20 protein-coding genes and 1 CRISPR repeat array are annotated in these 24,036 nt (G+C 40.1%); of the genes, 8 read left to right on the forward strand and 12 right to left on the reverse strand.

All coding sequences use genetic code 11. The features are described from left to right. Positions 1-78 precede the first annotated feature (78 nt). The 4 genes from RRG12_RS12255 to RRG12_RS12270 form a co-directional block, all read right to left on the reverse strand. Complete coding sequence (locus tag RRG12_RS12255) at positions 79-1,080, reverse strand: ABC transporter substrate-binding protein (protein ID WP_420759466.1); 1,002 nt, start codon at positions 1,078-1,080, stop codon at positions 79-81. A 1,193-nt stretch (positions 1,081-2,273) separates the two neighbouring features. Next, a complete protein-coding gene (locus tag RRG12_RS12260; RefSeq protein ID WP_420759467.1) occupies positions 2,274-3,170 on the reverse strand; it encodes an inositol oxygenase family protein in 897 nt (298 codons plus the stop codon). Positions 3,171-3,504: 334 nt separating this feature from the next. After that, a complete protein-coding gene (locus RRG12_RS12265; protein ID WP_069069321.1) occupies positions 3,505-3,828 on the reverse strand; it encodes a DUF1815 family protein in 324 nt (107 codons plus the stop codon). A gap of 139 nt (positions 3,829-3,967) precedes the next feature. Further along, positions 3,968-4,477 carry a gluconokinase gene (locus RRG12_RS12270; protein WP_420759495.1) on the reverse strand — a complete coding sequence of 170 codons (510 nt, stop codon included), beginning with the start codon at positions 4,475-4,477 and terminating at the stop codon, positions 3,968-3,970. A gap of 210 nt (positions 4,478-4,687) precedes the next feature. On the opposite strand from RRG12_RS12270, the gene RRG12_RS12275 reads away from it, so the two are divergent. From RRG12_RS12275 to tmk, 5 genes are all read left to right on the forward strand, one after another. After that, positions 4,688-5,719, forward strand: a complete 1,032-nt coding sequence (locus RRG12_RS12275) for a LacI family DNA-binding transcriptional regulator (RefSeq protein ID WP_069069320.1) — start codon at positions 4,688-4,690, stop codon at positions 5,717-5,719. A 43-nt stretch (positions 5,720-5,762) separates the two neighbouring features. Further along, positions 5,763-7,184 carry a glucuronate isomerase gene (gene uxaC, locus RRG12_RS12280; RefSeq protein WP_420759468.1) on the forward strand — a complete coding sequence of 474 codons (1,422 nt, stop codon included), beginning with the start codon at positions 5,763-5,765 and terminating at the stop codon, positions 7,182-7,184. A gap of 521 nt (positions 7,185-7,705) precedes the next feature. Further along, a complete protein-coding gene (locus RRG12_RS12285) occupies positions 7,706-8,542 on the forward strand; it encodes an SDR family oxidoreductase (protein ID WP_420759469.1) in 837 nt (278 codons plus the stop codon). A 2-nt stretch (positions 8,543-8,544) separates the two neighbouring features. After that, positions 8,545-9,813, forward strand: a complete 1,269-nt coding sequence (locus tag RRG12_RS12290) for a lactate racemase domain-containing protein (RefSeq protein ID WP_420759470.1) — start codon at positions 8,545-8,547, stop codon at positions 9,811-9,813. A 174-nt stretch (positions 9,814-9,987) separates the two neighbouring features. Beyond that, complete coding sequence (gene tmk / locus RRG12_RS12295; RefSeq protein ID WP_420759471.1) at positions 9,988-10,623, forward strand: dTMP kinase; 636 nt, start codon at positions 9,988-9,990, stop codon at positions 10,621-10,623. Between the two features lie 449 nt (positions 10,624-11,072). Further along, a CRISPR array of direct repeats spans positions 11,073-11,466; the repeat unit is 36 nt; unit sequence CTTTACATAACCACTTCCCCTAACGGGGATGTAAAC. A gap of 112 nt (positions 11,467-11,578) precedes the next feature. Here tmk and RRG12_RS12300 read toward each other — a convergent pair. Together RRG12_RS12300 and RRG12_RS12305 are read right to left on the reverse strand one after the other, a co-directional pair. After that, positions 11,579-12,379 carry an RMD1 family protein gene (locus RRG12_RS12300; protein ID WP_420759472.1) on the reverse strand — a complete coding sequence of 267 codons (801 nt, stop codon included), beginning with the start codon at positions 12,377-12,379 and terminating at the stop codon, positions 11,579-11,581. 311 nt (positions 12,380-12,690) lie between these two features. Beyond that, entirely contained in the window at positions 12,691-13,287 is a 597-nt protein-coding gene (locus tag RRG12_RS12305) for a peroxiredoxin-like family protein (protein ID WP_084227366.1), read from the reverse strand. A gap of 467 nt (positions 13,288-13,754) precedes the next feature. Here RRG12_RS12305 and RRG12_RS12310 point away from each other — a divergent pair, with 467 nt between their 5' ends. Next, on the forward strand, positions 13,755-15,242 hold the full coding sequence (locus RRG12_RS12310; protein WP_420759473.1) for a CIA30 family protein: 1,488 nt from the start codon (positions 13,755-13,757) through the stop codon (positions 15,240-15,242). A gap of 80 nt (positions 15,243-15,322) precedes the next feature. After that, positions 15,323-15,670 carry a hypothetical protein gene (locus tag RRG12_RS12315; RefSeq protein ID WP_420759474.1) on the forward strand — a complete coding sequence of 116 codons (348 nt, stop codon included), beginning with the start codon at positions 15,323-15,325 and terminating at the stop codon, positions 15,668-15,670. A 358-nt stretch (positions 15,671-16,028) separates the two neighbouring features. Here RRG12_RS12315 and RRG12_RS12320 read toward each other — a convergent pair whose 3' ends face one another. Continuing rightward, complete coding sequence (locus RRG12_RS12320) at positions 16,029-16,244, reverse strand: hypothetical protein (RefSeq protein WP_069074181.1); 216 nt, start codon at positions 16,242-16,244, stop codon at positions 16,029-16,031. Positions 16,245-16,460: 216 nt separating this feature from the next. On the opposite strand from RRG12_RS12320, the gene RRG12_RS12325 reads away from it, so the two are divergent. Then, entirely contained in the window at positions 16,461-17,981 is a 1,521-nt protein-coding gene (locus tag RRG12_RS12325) for a PLP-dependent aminotransferase family protein (RefSeq protein WP_420759496.1), read from the forward strand. Positions 17,982-18,152: 171 nt separating this feature from the next. Here RRG12_RS12325 and RRG12_RS12330 read toward each other — a convergent pair whose 3' ends face one another. From RRG12_RS12330 to RRG12_RS12350, 5 genes are all read right to left on the reverse strand, one after another. Beyond that, positions 18,153-20,246 (reverse strand): tetratricopeptide repeat protein, encoded by a 2,094-nt coding sequence (locus RRG12_RS12330; RefSeq protein ID WP_420759475.1) that lies wholly within the window; start codon positions 20,244-20,246, stop codon positions 18,153-18,155. A 40-nt stretch (positions 20,247-20,286) separates the two neighbouring features. Further along, a complete protein-coding gene (locus RRG12_RS12335) occupies positions 20,287-20,457 on the reverse strand; it encodes a hypothetical protein (protein ID WP_420759476.1) in 171 nt (56 codons plus the stop codon). Between the two features lie 69 nt (positions 20,458-20,526). Beyond that, on the reverse strand, positions 20,527-21,066 hold the full coding sequence (locus RRG12_RS12340; RefSeq protein WP_420759477.1) for an SH3 domain-containing protein: 540 nt from the start codon (positions 21,064-21,066) through the stop codon (positions 20,527-20,529). A 140-nt stretch (positions 21,067-21,206) separates the two neighbouring features. Then, on the reverse strand, positions 21,207-22,715 hold the full coding sequence (locus RRG12_RS12345) for a UbiD family decarboxylase (protein ID WP_420759478.1): 1,509 nt from the start codon (positions 22,713-22,715) through the stop codon (positions 21,207-21,209). A gap of 416 nt (positions 22,716-23,131) precedes the next feature. After that, positions 23,132-23,854 (reverse strand): carbonic anhydrase, encoded by a 723-nt coding sequence (locus RRG12_RS12350; protein ID WP_420759497.1) that lies wholly within the window; start codon positions 23,852-23,854, stop codon positions 23,132-23,134. Between the last annotated feature and the right edge of the window lie 182 nt (positions 23,855-24,036).

Consider the following 24,036-nt stretch of genomic DNA (forward strand, 5'->3'; position numbering starts at 1 on the left):
AAAACAGGGTAAAGTACTGCAACTATCCTGTATCAAGCCTTTTTCCGCATCTTGTAATTACGAATTACGAATTACAAATTACCAGCCCTTATAGCTGCTGAGATTTTCTCTAGTAACCAAGGTGACTGGAATCAGAATGTCAGATGACTCAGGTTTTTTACCCTTGATGATATCGTTGCCAATTTGAACTGCTTTTTGGGCCATCCCTGCGGGATTTTGAGCAGCAGTTGCAGCAAATACTCCATCTTTATCTTCCATTGCTTTGGTTGCATCTGGTGATCCATCAACCCCAACAATAAAAAATTCTTTACGTCTTGCTTGTCTAGCTGCTAAATCTGCGCCGACACCACTTTGGTCGTTAGTGGCAAAAACGGCATCAATTTTGGGAAAGGTTGTAAGCACATCACTCATGACTCTTAGCCCTCCATCCCTTGTCCCTTCAGCGTTTTGGTCTTTAGAGATGAGTTTGATATCAGGATATTTGGATAATGACTTCTCACAGCCACTAACTCGCTGATTGATTGAGTCCATCGGAGTCCCGTTGAGGATAACTACACTACCTTGACCTTTGAGGCGATCGGCAATATATTGGCAAGCAACCTCACCAGCTTGGGTATTGTTGGAGCTAATCATTGCATCCACATCTGCATCAACGGCTGAATCTACTGCAATCACAACCCTACCTGCCAGCCTTGCTTGATCAATTACGGGTTTAACTCCTTTTTTATCAACAGCACTGAGGATAATTAGGTCAGTATTCGCAGCCGTGAAATTTTCGATTTGGTTGCTTTGTTGGTTCAAGTCAAAGCCACTGGAAACCGCATTAACTCTGATATTACCCCCAAGTTTCTGGGCTTCTGTCTCAGCCCCCTTCTGCACTGCATTATAGAAGGGATTGCCTAAGTCACCCAACGCAACGCCGATTGTTTGCAATTTTCTATTGGGAGTAGCAACATTCTCTGCACTTATATTGGTAGCAGTGTTAGTAGTATTAGTAGCAGTGTTGCCATTTTGAGCGCCATTCGTGCAACCAACAACTGCAAAACCTAATATGCCAACTATGAGCGAAATTCTGTTCATATTTATTTCTAACAACGGATTTAAATTTGAGAAAGATCAGCAGAATATAAATCTGCACAATCATCAAAATATGAAGTAGGTCTGAAATTTTTAGACCTAACCAAGTGATACTACTAGCTTTTGGAATTTCAACTCAAAAGGTCTTCTGCTTTGACCCAATTGGAGTTAGTGCTATTAGTTTCACTAAACTAGATGTTTTGTTTTGAAAGCAAAATCATGAACATTACACTACTTCAAATAATCACATTATTTTTTTTGGTAAAATTACTTTGTCTGTAGTGTGTAGTCTGAAAACAGCTTTTCAGTGAAACTTCCAAAAACTGGTTTTATTAAACTTGCAAATCTTTATTGACTTTGACTTGTTTTATTTTATCCCGCTCCCGCGCAAAAATTAATTTTGTTTACCGAACTTTACAAACTTAAAAGATTTTGAATCTCTCGATATAACCCAAGGTATTCATTTCAAAGCCTTCGCATAAATCAGCCGATTCAATATTTGGGCTAATGTTAAAAACGTTAACATTTCTCAATCAAACTCCTTCAGAAAAGATACTGTTATAGTAGAGAACTCTTGGATTGTGAATGCTATATTTTGAGAAATGTAAACATCCTTTGGTTGGATTTTCTAAGTTAACTCAAATCTGCTTGTCAAGAGTATTTATTTGTTATTGCTCCTCCATCACTTAAAGGATGTCTGAAAAGTTTTTTTGTATACATCTAAGCCTTGGAGATCCCCCTAAACCCCCTTAAAAAGGGGGACTTTAAGAGTCTTGTTCCCCCCTTTTTTTAGGGGGTTTAGGGGGGAACAAGAAATATTTGATACTTCTGGGACATCCTCTAAGCTCGACTTTATCCAAAATTAAAAACTTGGTTCTCTTGATACGGCAAAACCCTAGATTTTTGGGAAAAACTTTTTCCATGTCACTGATTATCGGTGAGATCGAAAAAGTAAAATTACTGTCCCACAAAGATTTCAGAGTAAGATTGAGTCTTGCCAAAAAATGGATAAAGTCGAGCTTAAAGGCAATAGAGGAGTACACAAGATAATATTTTAAAGCCTGATTAGGGATGAAGGAAATTTACATATCTGTTTTATGCTTTTACAGATGTAATATCTTGCTCTGGCTTTATTCCTTCATATATCAAGGATTCTGAGTTCTGAATTCTGAATCCTGAATTCTTCTTCAAGCAGTTTAAAACTTTAAGGTTGCAGGCAAATATTTAGCTACTAAGTCTTCATAGTATGGTTTTAATTTCTGCCAATCAGGAGGAATAGGGTTTTTGGAATATAAATCGTAGGGGTTGAATAACTTCACCCATTTAAACATTTCTTGATCGTGTTTATCCATCAAATGTTCATACGCATTTTCACGATGTTGAGGATAAAATGAATGATAGCGAAGCATATACAATGCAGGTTCGGGCAAATAGTTTTTCATCATTTGATAAAAATACTCATCATGCCCCCATGAAATATGTACATTACTCAATCCACACTTTGGCTCATAAATTCCATATTTAGTGTTGTAGTCGGGGTTATTATAATCAGGATTTTCTTTGAAAAATTCTGGAAAAACAATTTTATCAGAGAAGGCACAACCTACAGGATAAGTATCGCCTACGGTAGCCCATTGAGGCTCACCAAATAGACAAAGCACTTTCCCCATATCGTGAAAGAAGCCGGTAAGTACCATCCAATCAGGATGACCATCAGCGCGAATAGCTTCTGATGTTTGCAATAAATGTTGTAATTGATCCATGTCTGTATCAGGATCGGAATCATCAACCAATTGATTCAAAAATTCGACTGCATCCCAAACAGACATTTCTTTCTTATCAAACTTTAAAAATTCTTTTTCTTTTTGGAGTACAAAATCGTATGTTTGATTAATATGGTTTAATCGATAAAACTCTTTTACCGTATTTCTAATAGTCGTTTCATAATTTCTATACTCTTCGGTGGTTTTACCTTCTTTAACTATGCTTTCTGGATCGGGATAGCGATTCAGTAAGTCTTCTTCCCATTCTTCTAGGGAATGTAAGGGATTGTTTTGAGCTTGAGCAATGACATTATTTAGAGTTTGAGACATATCTTCCTACTTGTCGATATTGATTTGTTAAATGGTACTTTTGCGCTCCCTTATGCACAGGTGTGCAAAACCTGTCTTAAACTTATTTTTTATTTTTGCACACGTGTGCAAAACTGTGTGTTAAGTTTCATTTCGTATTTGTAGACCGATCTATGGATATGGATGGTTTACTTCACCCGCTTTTCTTCGATCTTTTTGGTTCCGAAGAAAAATGGTACTTTTGCTTTTTGCACACCTGTGTATGAATTGACTAATATAAGCTAATCTTTTGTATTACACACCTGTGCAAAACCTATATTTATGTTTTTTTGTTGTCGGACTCAGCCAGGGGGTATCAAATTGCTAATTGCACAGCAGTGGAATACTTAACAAGATTAGCCAACTCTTCTAGCTGATTTATTGCTTCTGCACCCTCCAACTTCATTAATTCGCGATCGTCCCACAATTCCATCCAAGTAATCCCGTAATCAGAGACTAAAAACCGAATTAGGTGTTTTTCTCTGAGGCTAACTATAAATGAAGCACTCTTCATTTGGTCGCCGCATGTATAACAAGACGCAGTATAACCACGTCGCTCAAGTATAATTGTCAGGGCTTGCAGGTTCATTACCAAGTCTTGGACGAATTGTTGATGTTGTTGCGCTAATCTTAGAAACACTATTTTTCTCCTACCACTCCAGTTTATGTGGTTGCTTTTCTAATTTCTTTAGACTTACATCTGATGTAATTTAGTTGCCAAAAGTTCGTGTTTTCGTAGATACGTGATTAATCTTAATCTTATGGTTGTCATCAATAAGCTAAATTTCCAAAGCCGTTCTAATGTTTTGGACAATTATCTGGGGTGGCTGTGCAACATCCATAGATATGGTATCTAACGGTTCTTCAAGAGTATTGAACTGACTTCCGAGGAGTTTTTCATTCATGTAATGATTGCTACGCTCTTGCAATCGCGCTTGAATCAACTCATAAGATCCTTTGAGGTAAACTAGCTTGATGCGTTCGCCCTTGGCGTTGGCGGAGCGATCGCTATCCAGTAGCAAAAATTGCCGATAGCTATCTTTTAAAGCCGAACACGCCAGCACCACACTTTTATTTTCTTGCAACCATTGCTTGATCGCTGTTTGCAAATCTTGTAACCAAGGCATCCTGTCTGCTTCACTCAGAGGGATACCGCATCGCATTTTCTCAATATTCTCTGGCGAGTGAAAATTATCAGCGTCGCTAAACTCCCATTCTAACGAATCTGCTAACAGTTTTCCGATGGTGGTTTTGCCGGAACCAGATACACCCATGACGATAATAATCATTGACTGCTGAATCATATTTTTATTAAGAAAAGTTAAGCTAATTCGTAATTCCTAATTTGTAGTTGTAGCTATGGGTGGAGGTAAAAGTCAGGATTCCTAACTCCTTTTTATACAAAATGTGAGTTGTATAAATCTCTTGACAAATAACGATTATTTTCTATAATACATACAAATGCACACGTGTGCAATATTTAATTACTAAGAGAAAAAATGAATAAACGAAGAATTTCAATTGAAGATATTGCCCGCAGAGCAGGGGTTTCTCATTCTACAGTTTCACGCGCTTTGCGAGATAATGCTCTCATTAGCCCAAAAGTGCGAGAAGAAATTAAGCGACTGGCACAGGAGATGAGCTATGTGCCGAATGCGATCGCTCAAAGTTTGCAAAATAAGCGTACTAATACTATTGGTGTAGTAGTCACTTCAATCGCAGATCCTTTTTTTGCTGAGGTAGTAGAGGGAATCGAGAAGATAGCCAGACCAGCAGGTTTGAGTGTTTTGTTGAGTGCTTCACACCGAAATTTTGAGCAGGAGATGGCAGCTATTGATACTTTTCATCGCCGCAGGGTGGACGGGATCTTAGTAGCTGATTCACGAATTAGTAAGCAGCATATCAAACAACTTACGCAAATTGCTGTGCCAACAGTTCTGATTAATAGTCAGACCGAAGATCAATCCGAAATATTTCACTCAGTAGCAATAGACGATCGCTTAGGTGCTAAATTAGCCACAGAGCATCTAATAAGTTTGGGACACACTGCTATTGGTTATCTTGGTGTAGGCGATCGCAGCAGGTCAAACCAGCAGCGCCTAGAAGGATATCAAATGGCCCTTGCGGAAGCTGGTATTCCACCAAATACTGATTGGGTTTCAATTAGTGACGAATACGATACCAGAACCAGCGATGTGAACACCGGGAAAAATATGCTGTCTAAACTATTATCTGCGGAAGTTACAGGCATATTTTGTTACAACGATATGGTGGCGGTTGGCGCTCTGTTAGCTTGCCAAGAATTAGGTATTTTAGTACCGCGAAATTTAAGTCTCGTCGGATTTGATGGTATTGCTCTAGGCAGTTACGTTACACCAGCACTGACCACAGTTAGCCAGCCAATGTTAGAAATTGGTGGCTATGCTATGCAAATGTTACTCGATTTATTAGAAGAAAAAACTGTAGAAAACCTCGTTTTATCTCCTTTTTTAGTAGAGCGTGGTAGTAGTGCAGCATTATTAACAATTTAAGATTGAAGACAATTTATTTGAAACTTTTAACCAAATAAAAAGTATGTTAACTAAAAAACCGAGTTTATCTCCCGATCGCTGTTTTTCTCCAGAACCAGTTCAAAGACGACTGGCACATCAATTTTTTGACAGTATATCTGCGTTACCTTTAGTTTGCCCACACGGACACGTAGATCCAGCTTTATTAGCTAACCCCGCAGCCCGTTTTGGTTCACCGACGGAATTACTGATTATTCCTGACCACTACCTTTTGCGGATGCTCTATAGTCGGGGCGTACCTCTGCAAGCTTTGGGTATACATACTAATGATGGTTCACCAGCAGAAACCAACCACCGCAAAATCTGGCAATTGTTCGCAGACCATTTTTATCTATTCCAGGGTACTCCCTCTGGGTTGTGGCTGAAAGAGGAACTAACTAACGTCTTTGGTGTAGATGAACCTTTAAATTCTCACAATGCTGGACATATCTATGATTATCTAGAAGGTTTGTTAGCTTCATCTAAATTTTCCCCTCGTGCTTTATTCAAACGCTTTAACATCGAAGTGCTTTGTACTACCGACGCCGCCAGTGATAACCTAGAGAATCAGCGATCGCTCCACGAAGAAGGTTTCACTCAAATTAGACCAACTTTTCGCCCAGATGCAGTAGTTAACCTAGATGCTCCTGGCTGGCGGGAAAATCTTACTAAATTGGAAAGCAGTATCGGTAGAGAAATTACCACTTGTGCCACTTTTGTGCAAGCTCTCGAAGAACGTCGAGCTTTCTTTAAAAAAATGGGTGCGACAGCTACCGATCAAGGTGCAGCTACACCTTATACCACACGCCTTTCTGACCAAGAAGCTGAAGCTATCTTTGCGAGAGCATTAGCCGACAAGCTGAATCCAGGTGATGTAGAAAATTTTACCGGTCATATCTTCATGGAAATGGCGCGGATGAGTGTGGAAGATGGCTTGGTAATGCAAATGCATTGTGGTGTGATGCGTAATCATAACTCGGCTTTATTTGAGAAATTTGGATCTGATAAAGGTGCTGATATTCCCATAAAAATAGAGTGGACTCAAAATCTACACCCATTGTTGTCAGCTTACGGCAATGATCCGCGCTTTTGCTTAATCATTTTTGGTATGGATGAAAGCACTTATAGCCGAGAAATGGCTCCGTTAGCTGGTCATTATCCTACTGTATTGCTTGGGCCGCCTTGGTGGTTTCACGACAGCGTAAATGGTATGGAGCGCTATTTCAATCAGGTAATGGAAACTGCGGGAATTTATAATACTGCTGGATTTAATGATGATACACGGGCTTTTGTTTCGATTCCGGCTCGTCATAACGTCTGGCGGCGGGTAGCTTGTAACTGGTTGGCTGGATTGGTTGCACGGGGGTTGCTTGAGGAGGAGGAGGGGTATGAGATGGCTCGTGCTTTGGCTTATGACCTCGCTAAGGTTGCTTACAAATTGGACTAATACAATTCTCCAAAATCAAGCTATTAGGACTAGGGCGTGTTTTCAAACAACCCCCTTAAAAAGCTACGGTGTATACACAAGTCAAATTACCCCCCTTAATCCCCCCTTGGAAAGGGGGGAAACAAGAAAATCTAGTTCCCTCCCCTTTGCAAGAGCTGAAGAGAATCGTAATAAGCAAGAACATCAGGGGAAACAAGAAAATCTAGTTCCCTCCCCTTTACAAGGGGAGGGTTAGGGTGGGGTAAACCCTTGGTTAATCAGCTATTTCATACTTGTGTATACACCGTAGCTTAAAAAGAGGGACTAAGAGTTTCTTAAAGTCCCCCTTTTTAAGGGGGATTTAGGGGGATCTAAAAACTTATAGGCTAAACAAGTAGTTTGAAAACAAGCCCTATTCCTAGCTACAGAGGAAATCTGCAAACCCAGATTAAATATTGACTTTTTTAATTACGAATTACGTTAGCGGAGCGGGGCGTTAGCCCATTACGAATTACGAATTTAAATAAGCGGGGGAATAGTTGATGTCAGACTTGATTTTAAATAAACTTTTTAGCTTAAAAAAGCAGGTAGCGGTAGTTACTGGTGGTTCTGGTGTGCTTGGTGGGGCTATGGCAAAGGGTTTGGCTCTGGCTGGAGCGCGAGTTGTGGTTTTAGGTCGCAATGAAGCACGGGCGGGGGCGGTGGTGGCTGAAATTACTGCTAACGGTGGAGAAAGTATCGCTGTGGTGGCAGATGTTAGCGATCGCTCTCAATTAGAAATCGCCAGGGATTATATTATACAGTGTTGGGGTGAAATAGATATCTTGGTAAACATGGCTGGCGGGAATATTCCGGCTGCCACAATTACTGCTGATGCGACTATTTTTGATATGCCACACGCAGCCTTTGAGGAAGTAGTTAGCCTCAACTTACTTGGCACTCTACTGCCTTGTCAGGTTTTTGGTCAAGCAATGGTGGAAAAAAATCAGCCCCACGGTTGTATTGTCAATATTTCTTCTATGTCTGCTATCCGAGTGATTAGCCGCGTGGTTGGTTACTCAGCCGCTAAAGCGGGGATAGATAACTTCACTCGCTGGCTAGCGGTAGAACTCGCCCAAAAGTATGGTGATGGAATGCGAGTAAATGCGATCGCACCTGGTTTCTTTATTGGGGAACAAAATCGAGATTTACTCTTAAATTCTGATGGTAGTTTGACCGTTCGCGGGCAAAAAATCATTGAGCATACCCCCGCCGGACGTTTCGGAAAACCAGATGAATTACTCAGCACTTTGATCTGGTTATGTAGTTCTGGTTCTAGTTTCGTTAACGGGGTAGTCGTGCCGGTAGATGGTGGATTTAGTATCTACAGTGGAGTTTAATCATGTATTCACTGGCTGTAAATAATGGCACACTTTCAGATGAGCAAGTTTCTGCGCTAATTCATCAAGCTTTAGCAGATCCTAAGTTAGATGAACAGCGCATCTTAGTGTTAATTCCAGATAGTACCCGCACTGCTCCCATCCCGCAAATGTTTCGATTGCTGCATCAGGAGTTGGGTAAAAGAGTAGCGGCTCTAGATTTTTTAATTGCTCTGGGTACACATAATCCCATGAGTGAAGAACAAATCAATCACTTGGTGGGAGTGACACCGGAGGAGCGAGAGACAACTTTTAAAAAAGTTCGCATATTTAACCATCTTTGGAATGAGCCAGATACCTTTATTTCTTGTGGAATAATTTCGGCAGATGAAATAGCAGAAATTAGTAGTGGAATGCTGCATCAAGAAGTTGATGTGCGTGTTAATAAGCTTGTCACCGAATACGATTTAATCATGATTTGCGGCCCAGTTTTTCCCCACGAAGTTGTCGGTTTCTCTGGTGGAAATAAATATTTTTTTCCTGGTATTAGTGGTCAAGAAGTAATTAATCTCTCACACTGGTTAGGTGCTTTAATCACTTGTTACGAAATTATTGGTACACTCGGAATAACACCAGTCCGGCGTTTGATTAATCGAGCCGCTAGCCTGATTTCTACCCCAAAGCTTTGTTTGGCGATGGTGGTCGCACCAAAAACAAATCAGCTAGCTGGACTTTATATAGATCAACCAGAATCAGCTTGGGAAGCTGCTGCACAATTATCAGCTAAACTGCATATTAAATATGTAAATCAGCCTTTTAAACAAGTGCTTTCAGTCATGCCCCAAATGTATGATGACATTTGGACAGCAGCAAAAGGAATGTATAAGCTAGAGCCAGTAGTTGCTGATGGAGGTGAGGTAATTATATATGCTCCTCACATTACTGAGTTTAGCTATACACACGGCGAAATTTTATCTCAAGTTGGCTATCATGTGCGGGATTACTTTCTCAAACAGTGGCATAAATTCCAAGAATATCCTGCTGGAGTGCTGGCTCATAGTACTCATTTAAAAGGGATGGGTACTTTTGATTTTATAGAAGGGGAACAAGCACGGATTCGTGTCACTTTAGCTACTGGTATTTCTGCTGAACGCTGTGCTGCTCATAACTTGAGCTATCGTGATCCTGATACTATTCGACCAGCAGAATGGGCTAACCGAGAGGATGAAGGTATCTTGCTTGTGCCCAAAGCTGGGGAGATACTATACCGTTTAAGGTCTAGCAAATTTTAGTGACTCAATTATAGTTTTCGAGACGCGATAAATCGCCGTCTCTACAAGTATTGAATCATAAATTGCGATATCTACGATGGGCTACGCCTACGCGATCGCAATCAAAGATTTTCCACTTCGCGCTATTCTTGATCAAACGTCAGCGAATCAGTTTATTGCAGCGAACAAAAAAGCATGGGTGGCAAATTAATTGTATTTGAAGGGGTGGAAGGCTGTGGCAAAACCAGCCAAATGCAGCTTTGTTCTGAGTGGTTGGAAAGTCTAGGTGTTTCTGTGGTGGTAACTCGTGAACCAGGAGGAACAGAGTTAGGTTTACATCTTCGCCGCTTGCTACTAGAAAAGTCAGAGGATAAACCAGTTGCAGAAGTGACAGAACTTTTATTGTATGCTGCTGACCGATCGCAACACGTTGAACAAGAGCTTAAACCAAATCTCGCAGCCGGGAAATATATTTTATGCGATCGCTACACTGACTCTACCATTGCCTACCAAGGATATGGTCGCGGTCTGAATATGAGTTTAATCAATCAGCTTAACTATATTGCTACTGCTGGTTTAGAAAGTGACCTAACTATTTGGCTAGATGTCGATGTCGAAGTTGGACTTTCCCGCAAACTCTCAGACCAAGTAGGATTAGACCGCATTGAACAAGAGACAATCGCTTTTCATCGCCGCGTTCAGCAAGGATACGCACATTTAGCAGAATCCCATCCCTCACGAATTGTACGAGTAGATGGCAGTTTGAGTAAAGAAGCTGTCCAACAGGTAATTCAAGGAATTTTGCGCGTACAACTGCACTTGGCGAGGTAGGGCAAAATTAACAATCTGGGGAAAGGGGAAAGGGAAAAGGGTAAGGGATTTAAACCCTTTACCCCGCCAAGTTCACTTGGCGAACTAATAGGGACGAAAGCGCGTAGCGGGACGCGTCTCTAAGAGTTGTACGGTTTTAACCAATATTCGTCACCCACTCGTACAGAATTCATACTGAATCCTGAGTTCTGAATTCTTCTTATGAACCTAATACTTGACAATCATAGGTAACGTGCTATACCCTTTTTTTTAATGTGTTTATCCTCATCTACACACCTCGCCCGAACCTTGAAAACCGCATAATTCCGTTGAGGTGTGTCGATGCCTTACGCAGTAAGCTTTTCAGACTGCAAAATTGATACTTTTTTGAAAATTTTTTGTACTTTTCAAGAGGTGTGTCGATTGGGGTATCTGAAACCCGCTCCCAGTAAGGTTTCCAAAAGGTAACTCTTTACATAACCACTTCCCCTAACGGGGATGTAAACACGAAAATGTTAACTGGGTTATTAGAATTAACTTTACATAACCACTTCCCCTAACGGGGATGTAAACTTGCCTAAATAATACTTTTGTCGGTTGAACCTACCTTTACATAACCACTTCCCCTAACGGGGATGTAAACGCTTACTTCCATCTTCGCATTCAGCCACGAGGTTGACTTTACATAACCACTTCCCCTAACGGGGATGTAAACTTTTCTATTTCTTCTGGACTTTTATTTTTCATATTTTCGCTTTACATAACCACTTCCCCTAACGGGGATGTAAACCATGACATTCGGTCTTGTTTTATTGTTTCTAACCCCACCTTTACATAACCACTTCCCCTAACGGGGATGTAAACCTTTTGCAGAGTCACCGATGTCTCCGAGAACTGACTTTACATAACCACTTCCCCTAATGCTGTATCTAAGTTTTTTAATTGCGAATTGCCAATTGGTATCACAACCCTAAATTTAGCCTTTGAAAATGATGTCGTACAGTGACAGCAGAATTTCTACCACAATCAGAATCACCACATACCACTCTACACGCTGACTACTGCTATGCTGCATGAACTCCAGCACTGTTTGGGCGGTTTGAGAAATTAAATCTAGTTTACGTTCCAGGGCATGGTGACGCTCACGGATTTCGTATTCATCCTCCAAGCGCAGATATAAATTTTCTAGCTGTGGGGATTCCCAGAGTAACTCCGGCTTATCGATAATCTCTACTTGACCCACAATTTTATGTTGAACTAATAAGGTAGTCCCTAATTGACGCAGTAATTCCCGGCTCTGGTGTCTACTTCTGTTTTCACGCTGGAGACTAGCTGCAAACGGTTCAATTTGATCGAATACAGTCGCTAGGCTGGTTTCATAGTGAGACAGCACAACACTCTTGGCGAGAATATCAGCCACTATCTGCAAGCGTTCTATACTCAATTCATGCAGTAAAATTTTTCCTTCCTTAGCTCGTTCACTGTCCGTAATACTGAGTTGAACTTCCACCTCTTCTGTTTCTGGGTTGGCAAAAGAACCACTAATTTGAGAGGATAGTTTGGTCAAAAAAGCTACCTTTTCTACAGGCTCAAGGTTAAACAGGACAACCACACCATAGGCCAGCAATACTGCGTAGCCAGCTTCACCTGCTCTAACCATTAGTGGCATACTCGCCAAGGAAACGTAATTATCTAGCGTCTGTAAGTTAATACCTTTACCAAGGAATAGGGCCTGTGCTTTAAATCTTTCTTTATCATGAAAAAGGAGTTTTTGCATTGTTGCCCGGAAGCTATATTTTGCCTGCTTTACTGCTTTGGTAGCGATACTAAATTACATATTACGTCATCCGAGCGATCGCTATGTTAGTAATGAATGACTTACGCAAAATTGCTTGATATGTGGGTCTTCTCCCAAAGGGAAACGCCAAGGGCGATAGCGCAGCGTTAGCGAGTCTGTGAGCGTCTGCGGTTTCCCCAAGTGGAGCGACTGGCGTGGGTTAGGGGGGATCTAAAAGTGTCTAAAGTCACAGTGAAACACTTATGCTGTATTCATTTTTAATTTTTAATTTTTAATTCCGCCTTGCGGTACTAGCTTTTGCTAACTATAGAAATATTTCGTAGAATACTTACAATTTCAATTGGGTCTAACCGTTTAGTATAATCTGGATCAACAAAAGCATAAACAATTTTTCCATCTTGAGAAACTACAAATGTAGCTGGGATAGGTAATTCAAAAGACTCATCTCCATTGTATCTAGGTAACACATGACCTTTCTCGTGTAATATATGTCTTAGAGACTCTGGAATTTGAAACACAATCCCAAATTGACGAGCAATCATATTGCTGCGATCGCTCAATACTTCATAAGTTAGTTCATGTTTTTCTACAGTTGAGATAGTATGGCGAGCAGTTTGAGGTGAAATAGCAATTAGTGATGCTCCTAATGTTTGAATTGCAGGTAATGCTTGCTGGAGTCCTGCTAGTTCCAAGTTACAGAAAGGACACCAAGAACCTCGAAAAAAGGAAATAACTACAGCCCCACTAGTCAGTAGTTTTTCTATTTCTACTGATTGACCGAAAGCATTAGGTAGAATGAAATTAGGAATAATATCACCTACCTTTAAAGTTTGGTCAATCATACCAGAAGAAATTAGCTCATTTTTAATAGACTCGGTAAAATTCATCGTAATTTTCCTTACAGCTAACTTATACTTTTATGTACCTTTCTAGAGAAATACTGTTGCAGTGAATTTACTGAAAAGTAATAAAATACATTTTTTATTGAAGAAGAATTCAGAATTCAGAATTCAGGAGTCAGAATAAAGACGCTCGTTCGCGTAGCGTGTCGTAGACAAGACTCGCTAACGCTTCGCTATCCGCGAGTCATACAGAAAACATTGCTGAATTCTGACGACTGACGCCTTTATTCTGTTCGATAAAAGTAGACCCTTGAATTTGCATTTCCGGGATAATTGCTATAGGTGCCAAGGGATGATTATCATCTACTATTTTGGTTGTTTTTATACACGTTAAGCCATTTGATAAAAATAATACCAATGCCGTACTTAATCAAGTGTAAAATAGATAATACTTGAACTACTTCTTCATCGGCTGATTGGGCTAGACTTAAGAAAGTTATGAGGACGCAAATATGACTGACAAAAATCGTTCTCAATGGGACTTAGGCAGGTTTATCGAAACCCTGACTTACTTTGAGGTAATTCCTTTCCTTAACTGGGTACAGCAGTTAATCCAAGGTCGTCCTAAGGATAATCAATATAGACCCAATGGAGGAAGAAACGTGGGTGTAATATTAGTAGCAGGTGCAACAGGTGGTGTAGGTAAACGAGTAGTGCTGCGATCGCTTGAGCAAGGTTATAAAGTTCGCGCACTAGTACGAGATATTGACAAAGCGCGGTCAATTCTTGGTAACGATATAGATTTAGTAGTTGCGGATATTACTCAACCAGAAACTTTAACTCCTTTAGTTATGGCTGATATCCAAGCTGTAGTTTGTTGTACAGCAGTGCGCGTACAACCAGTTGAGGGAGACACAGCAGATAGAGCCAAATATTATCAAGGTGTTAAATTTTACCAACCAGAAATCGTTGGTGACACCCCAGAAAATGTAGAATATCAAGGTGTCAAAAACTTAGTCCAAGCTGCGGCCAAATATTTACCCCAAGCAAACGAAAAACTAATATTTGATTTCACCAAGCCATCAGCAGAATTAAAAGATAACTGGGGAGCGTTGGATGATGTTGTCATGGGTGGCGTGAGTGCCAGTAATATTCAACTAGTAGAAAATACAGCTTTATTTGCTGGTAATGTCTCCACCGCTAACTCTGGCGGATTTGCTTCAGTCAGAACTAAGAATTTTGATCCACCCTTCAACTTATCTGGTTACATAGGTGTGAAATTGCGCGTCAAAGGTGACGGTCAGCGTTATAAAATCTTTCTGCGAACAGATACAAAATGGGATGGTATTGGCTACAGCTATTCCTTTGACACGGTAGCTAATACCTGGATCGATATTCATATTCCTTTTGCAGATTTGATTCCCGTATTTCGGGCAAAAGTTGTCAAAGATGCGCCGCCAATTGAGCAAAGTAGAATTTGTTCATTCCAACTGATGTTGAGCAAATTTGAATATGATGGCGCTTTAAATCCCAAATTTACTGCTGGTGGTTTTGCTTTTCAGTTGGAATCAATTAAAGCTTATGGCGGGACAACTTTACCACAATTTATCCTCGTCAGTTCAGCAGGTGTAACCCGTCCCGGACGCCCTGGCATTAATTTAGATGAAGAACCCCCAGCGGTGAAATTAAATGACCAATTGGGAGGAATTTTAACTTGGAAATTGAAGGGAGAAGATAGTTTAAGAGAAAGCGGAATTCCTTATACGATTATTAGACCTTGTGCTTTAACTGAAGACGCAGGAGGTAAGGAATTAATATTCGAGCAAGGCGATAATATTAAGGGGAAAATCAGCCGTGAAGATGTGGCAAAACTTTGCGTACAAGCTCTCAAACTAGAAAAAGCGGGTAACGTCACCTTTGAGGTTAAACAGGGAGAAAATACTGTCAACTCTATCGATTGGCAGAGTTTATTTTCTAACTTACAACCAGATAAAAAATGAAATATCCACAGATTTTTAATCTGTAAAGCATACCAGCAAACTCTAGTTAGTTAAGCTGTTGTCAGAAGTCAGCTATTGATATGAAAAAAATCAAGGTGCTAGTAATCGCCGGGATTTTAGTAACAATTATCTGGGGCAGTTTTTTTCCTAAAACTGCCTCATCGCAGCAAGTAGAATCCCGCATCAATAATCTGGAAGCCGACTTTAATCGTGTCGAGTCGCGGTTAAATCAGATAGAGTCTCAACTAGGTAGAACCGGCCAGTCTCCATCCTCAAGGACAACACTTACCCCACGACAGCCAACTGGTTCTAGAGGAAATTTATCACAGCAAGATCGGATGTTTGATCGGCTTGCAACTTTGGTGATTGAATTAAAGCAACAAGTCAACAAATTAGAGGAGCGAGTTGCTAAATTAGAACCACGCTGAATATTTCAATTGTCTAGAATACAGGCTTTTAGTAGGGACAGATAGAATTTAGTTCCCCTACTATAGCAATACGGTTCGGTTAAGGCTTTTTGTTGAAAATTTTAGATCACAAAGACGCGATAAATCGCCGTCTCTACAATAATCGGTCTTTTGTAGAGACGGCGATTCATCGCGTCTTTTAACTTAACCGAACCGTATTGCCTACAATAGTACTCATATTTGATTTCTGAAAAAACTCAGTACAACTAAGACGCCTTCTTTCCTATTTCCTATTGCCTATTACCTATTGCCTATTGCCTGCCCACGCAAATTAGTTCATAAATCAAAACAGATTCCTATATTTGATGGTTAATAAATGCTATCTGTAGTAACATTTGTCAATCCAAATTCGCATTTCTTCTTCAGAACCAAAACACGCAGATCGTCCTGTAATTGGATCGTAGGCGTGCCAACAAGAAGTGTGACCACGACGGTCTGATTCGTGCCACACTTGGAGGTCAGAACCGCTACTCATCCAGATGACAAAATGTTGCCAATATTTTCGTAAACTTAACAAAAAATTAAATTTATTCATAGTGAAAGCACCTGATAAATAGTGAACTATTACTTTTACTTTTACGTAAGAGTTTTAAACTGAGAAGGTACAGTTTTGGCAGATTTGATCTAGTACAGTTCAGCTTCATTTCAACTGGTATAGTAAAAAATCTCTCAACTGTACTAGGTAAAGTTGGTACAAATAGCTTATATTGCCAGTATTGATGATTATTCAGTCATTGACGAGTGTGCCAAAATGAAGATTTTGTTAGAACGGCAATCACATAAACCGATTTATTTGCAGATTCGCGATCGCATCAGTCGTCTGATTAAATCTGGCGCACTCAAAAATGGCGATCGCCTGCCTTCTATCCGCTCTTTGGCAGATAGTTTACAAGTAAATAAACTCACTATTATTGAAGCCTATAACGTTTTAGAAGCAGATGGAATTGTTTCTGCTCGTCAGGGTTCAGGATATTTTGTCAGCAGTGTTTCTCTGAATAGTACGAACCTAGAATCTACATTTTCCCCAGCCCAAAATGTCATAATTACAAAACCAGGAAAGTGTTCTTTTTATGAAATGTATACTCCACTGGTGCAAGCACAAACTGAGCCAGGAATAATTAATTTTGGCTACGGTTATCCTCGTCCACCAAAAGATATCAACCTCATTGCCAGACGAGCGCTAAGACAAGAAGATACTGATATTTTCTTTCCTCATGAGATGCCTCAAGGACAACTAACTCTGTGCAGACAAATTGCCCAGATGCTAGTACATCAAGGATTAGAGGTTTTTCCAGAGGATTTAATTATTACTAATGGCTCTCAGCAAGGGTTGTCATTAGCGATGAATTACTATGTACAACCTGGTGATTGGGTGATTGTGGAAGCTCCGACTTATTATGGTGCAATTTCTATCTTAGAAAACTTAGGAGCCAAGATTATTGGTATTCCCATGACTGCCGAGGGAATGAATTTAGATTTATTAGAGCAATATCTACACAGCCACCGCCCGAAATTAATTTATACCATTAGTACATTTCACAATCCAACCGGATTGACGACAACACAAAATCATCGTCAAAAATTATTAGCATTAGCCGAAAAGTATGAGTGTCCAATTTTGGAAGATAATGCTTATGAAGGAATAAATTTTGATGCAGTGCCAGCGCCAATTAAGGCTTTAGATAAAAATAATTTGGTGACTTACTTAAGCACCTTTTCTAAAACTTTAATGCCTGGTTTAAGAGTCGGTTATATGGTAGTTACAGGTAAGCATTATCAAGCAATTATTGAGCAGAAGTTGCTTCATGACTTGCACACATCCAGTATTTCGCAAACAATAGTTAGCGAATATCTTGCTTCCGGACATTACCGCCGTCATCTCAGCCGACTTCGCACAGATAATCTGCAAAGTCGTAATACAATGCTGCAAGCTTTGGAACGTTATTTTCCTGAAGAGATTCGCTGGACAGTTCCCACGGGAGGATTATTTCTCTGGGTACAGTTACCAGATGATCTTCCGATTGGGACAATTCGCAAGGAAGCCTTCGCACAAAATGTTTATCTGGCGTGCGGTTCGGCATTTTTCCCCGATAAGCAGGGTTATCCAGCCATGCGTCTGACTTTCTGTCTTCCGCAAGAGGAGATTGAGCAAGGTATTTCGATTGTGGGTAAGTTGCTGAAAAAGTATATTTCCAGAAGAGACGCCGATAGTTGTCTGAATACCGGAAGCCAGCGCTCAGTTAGCGGAACATTAGCGATCGCGCAGCGTTAGGGAGAAAATATAAAAGATGCCGCATCTGTCCAAGTCGCAAGCATGGATAGGTTTGCGGGGAGGGGGCTAATTATATGGTTTTTGATGAGGAAGTGCGATCGCAGTAGTGTAACCCACCTCATTTATGTTTATGCAAATCTTTTGATGAGATTATCCTATTAAAATATCCATTCAAGGCATCTCCCAGACTTTAACTGTTTTATCATAACCACCACTAACAATATTTTTACCATCTGGACTAAAAGCTACTGACTCTACATAAGATTCATGTCCAAAAAGAGTGATAATTGGTAGTCCAGTTTGCACATCCCATACTTTAATGGTTTTGTCGTCACTACCACTCACAAGATTTAGTCCATCAGGGCTAAAAGCCAAGGATGTCACTGCATGAGAGTGACCTTTAAAAGTACGTATCTGCCTATTATTTTGCCAATCCCAAATTATGATGTTATTGTCTTCACTACCACTAGCCAAAGTCTGACCATTTGGGTTAAAAGCTATAGCACGAACACACTGTTGATGTCCTTCTAGGGTATTAATTTCTTTGCCAGTTTGCACTTCCCATAGTTTGATACTGTTGTCGCAGCTTCCACTAGCGATAATATTATTATTTGGACTAAAATTCAAAGACTTAATGTAACCTGAGTGTCCAGAGAAGCTGCGAATTTGTTCTCCAGTTTCTATATTCCAAAATTTAATAGTTTTGTCATCACTTCCACTAGCTATGGTCTGTCCGTCTGGGCTAAAAGAAAGGGAGCGAATCTTATCAGAATGTGCTGATATAGTAAGGATTTTTTCTCCTGTGCTGACATTCCAAAGTTCAATAGTTTTTTCAGTACCGGAACTAGCAATAGTTTGACCATCAGGGCTAAAAGTTACAGCAAAAACAAAAACTAAATTTCCAGAAAGTGTGTTAATCTCTTGTCCTGTCTTTAAATTCCATAGTTTGATAGTTGAGTCGTCACTGCCACTGGCTAAAGTTGTTCCATCAGAACTGATAGCCACTGACCGAACCGCAGCAAACATTCCTGAATGCCCTGTGAGATTATATATTAATAATGCCCTACTATAATCTGCACTGATATAATCTTTATTTGCTGCCTCGTATTCTCCAAGTGTTTCGTGAGCGATCGCACGAATATCATAAGCTTCATAATACTTAGAATCTAGTTTAATAGCATTATTTAAATCCTCGATTGCTTTTTTGGGTTCACTTAATTTTAAATTAGCAAGTCCGCGTTTATAATAGGCATCTGCATAATAGGTATTAGCATCATCTGCATTACTATCAATAGCCTGAGTGAAGTCTTCAATAGCTTTTTCGTATTCGCCCAATTCAGCCCAAACAGAACCACGTTTTAGAAACGCAGCCGGATAATTATCAGCAGTTAACTTTAATGCTTCTGTTAAATCATTAATTGCTTGCTGATAATCTTTTTGCTCAATATAAATAATAGCTCTGCCTAAATAAGCATCATAAAAGTCAGGATTTAGTTGAACTGCTAGATTAAAATCATCAAGTGCTGCCTGATAATTACCAAGTTTGATGTAAACAGTACCTCGCCCTAGTAATGGTTCAACATATCTATCTTTGTCTTCGGCAAATTTGGGGATAACATTAATTGCCATAGTATAATCTTTAATAGCTCTATCCTGATCTCCTAACTCAGAATATGCACGACCTCGGCTTACGTGAGCTTCTGCAAACTTGCCATCTTTACTTAAAGCATCGCTGTAATGCTTAACAGCACCCTTATAATCTGCTTTTTCTTGAGCTTTTTCTACTCCTAATTTATAACACTCTAAAGCAGGAGACACAAAGGAATCTTTTTTATCACCTATATTAATCTTAATTAAGCTAACCTCTTGAGCTTCAAAAAAGAAATCTACTCTGCCAATGAAAGATAGAGTAGGAGCGAAAGTAGGTGCAATAGTTGGCGCAAAAGTAGGTGCAATAGTTGGCGCGAAAGTTGCTCTTAAAATAGAAATATCTGGGATAAAAGAACTCCCTGTGGTAATAAAATTTCTAGCTTTTTCCAAAACTGTGAGTGTCTTATCTACTTGCAAGGATGATATATATTTATTTATGGGAACTGCCTCAGCCACTCCATGCCTTGTTAGAGGTATAATAGGTGAAATAATTTCTATCATACTCAGAATCAATGCGAGTAAAATACAAAATACAAGTTGAGATAAGTGCTGCAATACATTAGAAAGTTTTATAAATACAGCCTGTTTTGCTTTTTGTAGTGTAGTCAAGTTCATGTTTTTAGGAATCGAGTCTTACCTTACAAGGAATCTCAGGTTAGTATTCCCAGTTAATTGGTAGAAATCTCAAATCCCTATATCTCTGCTTTACTATCTCAGTTATGGGAACTGCAACCGTTTTAGGTTGAACAGCAGGTGTAGCTACAGCTATATTCGGTATTTTAGGATATTCTAAATATGGGTTCATTCCTGGAAATGGATAAGCCATAACAAATATCTCAAAACCAAATTTTAAAACTAATTCTCATAGCCCAATGCTCGCTTGCGGGGTGGGGTTCTAAGAACAACTAGTAAGGGCTGCACCACATTGATCTTCCCTTGTTAACCAACCCTTAACACCTTGATATTCCACCTGTGCCCAATCTCCTTGACAACCGAGTAATTTGACAGCCGTATTAGCAGGAATTCTTCTCAATTTTCGGCTTTCTTGACTGATACTACTATATAAATCCACACCATTAGTACCGTAACCCTGCGTTGTTAAGCCTAACTTTGGCACGAATACCCATCCAGTTCCTTGAAAACCATCACTAGCATTAGTAATCTGTACCCAATCTCCAGCAGCACCAATAACCTGAACTGTTTCGTTGATCGGGATTTGCCCTAGAATTGTCTTATTTCTACTTGCACCACTCCGCACGTTTAAACCTTGTGGATCTGTGTCAATGACATAGGCAAGAATATCGCACTTTTGTACATTAGTTGATTTCGCTAAAGCTATTTGATGAGCTATACCTGTATTGAACATCACGCTAATACAACTGAATACCAATCTTGTTACTAACTTTAATGCTGGATTTTTCACTTTTTTTGTCATAATTTCTTCAAGTTTCTGGCATCAGTACCCAAGGCTGGAGTCTTATTGATATCTCCGAATCTACATAAACTTCAAGACGCGATAAATCGCGTCTCTACATTAGGGTTTTGTTACTCTATCTAAACTGTATTGAGCTATAACTACTTCATATCATAGCCAAACAAATTCGGGTCTACTTCTCCTAATTGCAACTCTGCTAAACCATACTCTGCCCATCGTCTCTCTACCATCGCCGCCACCTCTGGATCAGATTCCAAAGGTGAACCCCATTCATGGTCTGTTTCCGGCGGAATCTTTGTAGTTGCATCAATTCCCATCCGTCCACCTAAGCCAATCTTTTCACTGGCAAAATCCAAGGTATCAAAAGGTGTATTTGGCAGAATAAAGACATCCCGCACTGGGTCAACTTTGGAACTAATTGCCCACACAACTTGACGCGGATCACGAATATTTATGTCTTTATCCACAACAATTACAAATTTTGTGTATGTAAATTGTGGTAAAGCACTCCAAAATGCTAAAGCAGCTCGTCGCGCTTGTCCCGGATATGCTTTATCAATGGAAATAATCGCCGCTTTGTAACTCAAAGCTTCCATTGGTAGGAAGAAATCGACAATTTCTGATACTTGTTGCCGCAGAATGGGGGTATAAATGCGATTTAGTGCGATCGCCATCATCGCTTCTTCTTTAGGTGGACGACCGCTAAATGTTGTTAAGTAAATCGGATTTTTCCGGTGCGTCATACACTCAAAGCGTACCAACGGCGAATCTTCCACGCCGCCGTAATAACCCATGTGGTCGCCAAAAGGCCCATCGGGTAAAACTTCTCCTGGTGTAATCGTCCCTTCCAAGACAAATTCGGAATCTGCGGGAACTTCTAAATCGACGGTTTTACATTTCGCCAACTGCACACCAGAACCGCCGTAGAGTCCAGCGAACAGCCATTCTGATAAATCAACAGGTATGGGTGTAGCTGCTGCCATGATAATTAGAGGATCAACACCAAGTGCGATCGCAACTTCTAATTTCTTCCCACGTTCGGCCGCTTTTCGCAAATGCCTGGCCCCACCCCGCACCGATAACCAGTGAACCGTCATCGTATTCTTGGATTGCAGTTGTAAACGATACACACCTACATTTGGTGTCCCCGTCTCACAATCCTTGGTAATTACTAATCCCAGCGTGATAATCTTGCCAGCATCACCAATATAAGGACGTATCAAAGGTAACTTGTTTAAATCTAAATCATTACCTTGAAGTACAACTTGCTGACAAGCAGGGAAAAAATCCCGTCCTGGTTTCGCCTTTACCACGTCAAACAATACTTTTCCAAAATCTATCGCTTGGGAAATCTTCTTCGGCGGTTTTGGCTGTTGCAGCATACTGAGTTTTTTCCCCAGAGTTTCCAATTCCTCTGGATGCTGCATATTCATCGCCCAGCAAATCCTTTCCACAGTTCCCATCAAATTCACCGCCACCGGGAAAGAAGCGCCTTTGACGTTTTCAAACAACAACCCTGGGCCACCTTTTTGCAGCATCCGGTCGGAAATCTCAGCAATTTCTAAATCTGGGTCAACTAAAGCTGAAATTCGCCGTAATTGTCCTCTTTCTTCCAAAATTTTAATGAATCCCCGTAAGTCTCTCGCCATTGTTCTAATAAAATTGATTGTTTAAGAAGTGTGAAGCGCTTTCTTATATTATGGGGCATGAGGCACTTGTACTGAGCTTTGTCGTTAGCACAGCCTCTCATAAAGAGCCTCTTGATTCTGACCGGAGCTAACGGAAACGTCTCCGGCTCCGCTCCTGAATTCTTCTTCAATGGTTTTAATTGGAAATTAACCTATTTAGTAACTTTTCTTAACTGTGTTTCCCAAAGTATTTAGTTATTGTATCTAGGGATACGCAATTATTTTTTATAAATAAGCGCTAACCTAATCAAACATGGCCAGAATATACTATACCTTCCTGGCAGGTGGCCTTGTTATGTGGTTCCTGCTAGGTTTATTTGTTACAAGCTTAGGCTGTGCATTGCTTTTAGGTTTTTCTAAATTTTTGTTGGTTTTGTTCAACTAATAATGTTGACTTTACCAGTGTCAATGTCGTAACAAGCACCAACAATTTTTAGTTTATCTTCACGGAGCAATTTAGCTAAAATCGTTGAGCTTTCCTGCAATTTTTCAGTCTGATACTGAATGTTAGCTATAACCGCATCTTGCATATTATCACCAGTTCTGAAATTTACCCTTTCTACAGATGGTTTAATGCTCTCAATAATTAAACCAATTCTGCCAGGAAGTGGTTCGTTCTTGATTGCTTCTGCTACTGCACCACATCTTTTATGACCCAAAACTACAATTAACTGCGAACCCAATACGGTTGTAGAGTATTCCAGACTACCTATAACCGTGTCACTGACGACATTACCAGCAACTCGCACGACAAATAAATCTCCAAGTCCTTGATCAAAAACGATTTCCGCAGGTACTCTAGAATCTGCACAGCCTAATATAGCGGCAAACGGATACTGAGCTTTAGCAACTAATCGTAGACGTTCTAGTGATTGAGCGGGATATTGACGTTTTTGCTGGATAAATCTTTGATTACCATCCAGTAAGCGTCTGACGGCTTCATTCGGACTGATTGGATTAGGGTTAACTGGGTGAATATCAGCAACAGCAGTTTGCTCTGAATTCCAAAAGCTATCACCAAAAGCAGTAGCCGCAATACCTACTACACTTGCAAATTTTAAGAAATCACGTCGCCCTACAAATCCATTAATTCGACTCATTAATCTAGCTGATAACAACAAAGCTGTTCTCAGGAAGATATCAGATTCAAGCAAGATGCAAGAGTACCTTTTTACACGATTTAAGAGTCATTTAATCTTCACATTAATCGTAACTTAGAAATTAAGTAGGTAGGCATGATTAAACATACAACAAAATTCTCGTTTGTAGTGAGCGATTCATA

This window comes from Nostoc sp. CALU 546, assembly GCF_048836525.1.

Coding starts and splice junctions, on each gene's coding strand:
- RRG12_RS12285 (WP_420759469.1), top strand. CDS start 7,706: ATGTCAGACTTGATTTTAAATAAACTTTTTAGCTTAAAAAAGCAGGTA.
- RRG12_RS12345 (WP_420759478.1), bottom strand. CDS start 22,715: ATGGCGAGAGACTTACGGGGATTCATTAAAATTTTGGAAGAAAGAGGA.
- tmk (WP_420759471.1), top strand. CDS start 9,988: ATGGGTGGCAAATTAATTGTATTTGAAGGGGTGGAAGGCTGTGGCAAA.
- RRG12_RS12275 (WP_069069320.1), top strand. CDS start 4,688: ATGAATAAACGAAGAATTTCAATTGAAGATATTGCCCGCAGAGCAGGG.
- RRG12_RS12310 (WP_420759473.1), top strand. CDS start 13,755: ATGACTGACAAAAATCGTTCTCAATGGGACTTAGGCAGGTTTATCGAA.
- RRG12_RS12305 (WP_084227366.1), bottom strand. CDS start 13,287: ATGAATTTTACCGAGTCTATTAAAAATGAGCTAATTTCTTCTGGTATG.
- RRG12_RS12255 (WP_420759466.1), bottom strand. CDS start 1,080: ATGAACAGAATTTCGCTCATAGTTGGCATATTAGGTTTTGCAGTTGTT.
- RRG12_RS12325 (WP_420759496.1), top strand. CDS start 16,461: ATGAAGATTTTGTTAGAACGGCAATCACATAAACCGATTTATTTGCAG.
- RRG12_RS12335 (WP_420759476.1), bottom strand. CDS start 20,457: ATGGCTTATCCATTTCCAGGAATGAACCCATATTTAGAATATCCTAAA.
- RRG12_RS12320 (WP_069074181.1), bottom strand. CDS start 16,244: ATGAATAAATTTAATTTTTTGTTAAGTTTACGAAAATATTGGCAACAT.
- RRG12_RS12350 (WP_420759497.1), bottom strand. CDS start 23,854: ATGAGTCGAATTAATGGATTTGTAGGGCGACGTGATTTCTTAAAATTT.
- RRG12_RS12270 (WP_420759495.1), bottom strand. CDS start 4,477: ATGATTATTATCGTCATGGGTGTATCTGGTTCCGGCAAAACCACCATC.
- RRG12_RS12300 (WP_420759472.1), bottom strand. CDS start 12,379: ATGCAAAAACTCCTTTTTCATGATAAAGAAAGATTTAAAGCACAGGCC.
- RRG12_RS12290 (WP_420759470.1), top strand. CDS start 8,545: ATGTATTCACTGGCTGTAAATAATGGCACACTTTCAGATGAGCAAGTT.
- RRG12_RS12260 (WP_420759467.1), bottom strand. CDS start 3,170: ATGTCTCAAACTCTAAATAATGTCATTGCTCAAGCTCAAAACAATCCC.
- RRG12_RS12340 (WP_420759477.1), bottom strand. CDS start 21,066: ATGACAAAAAAAGTGAAAAATCCAGCATTAAAGTTAGTAACAAGATTG.
- uxaC (WP_420759468.1), top strand. CDS start 5,763: ATGTTAACTAAAAAACCGAGTTTATCTCCCGATCGCTGTTTTTCTCCA.
- RRG12_RS12330 (WP_420759475.1), bottom strand. CDS start 20,246: ATGAACTTGACTACACTACAAAAAGCAAAACAGGCTGTATTTATAAAA.
- RRG12_RS12315 (WP_420759474.1), top strand. CDS start 15,323: ATGAAAAAAATCAAGGTGCTAGTAATCGCCGGGATTTTAGTAACAATT.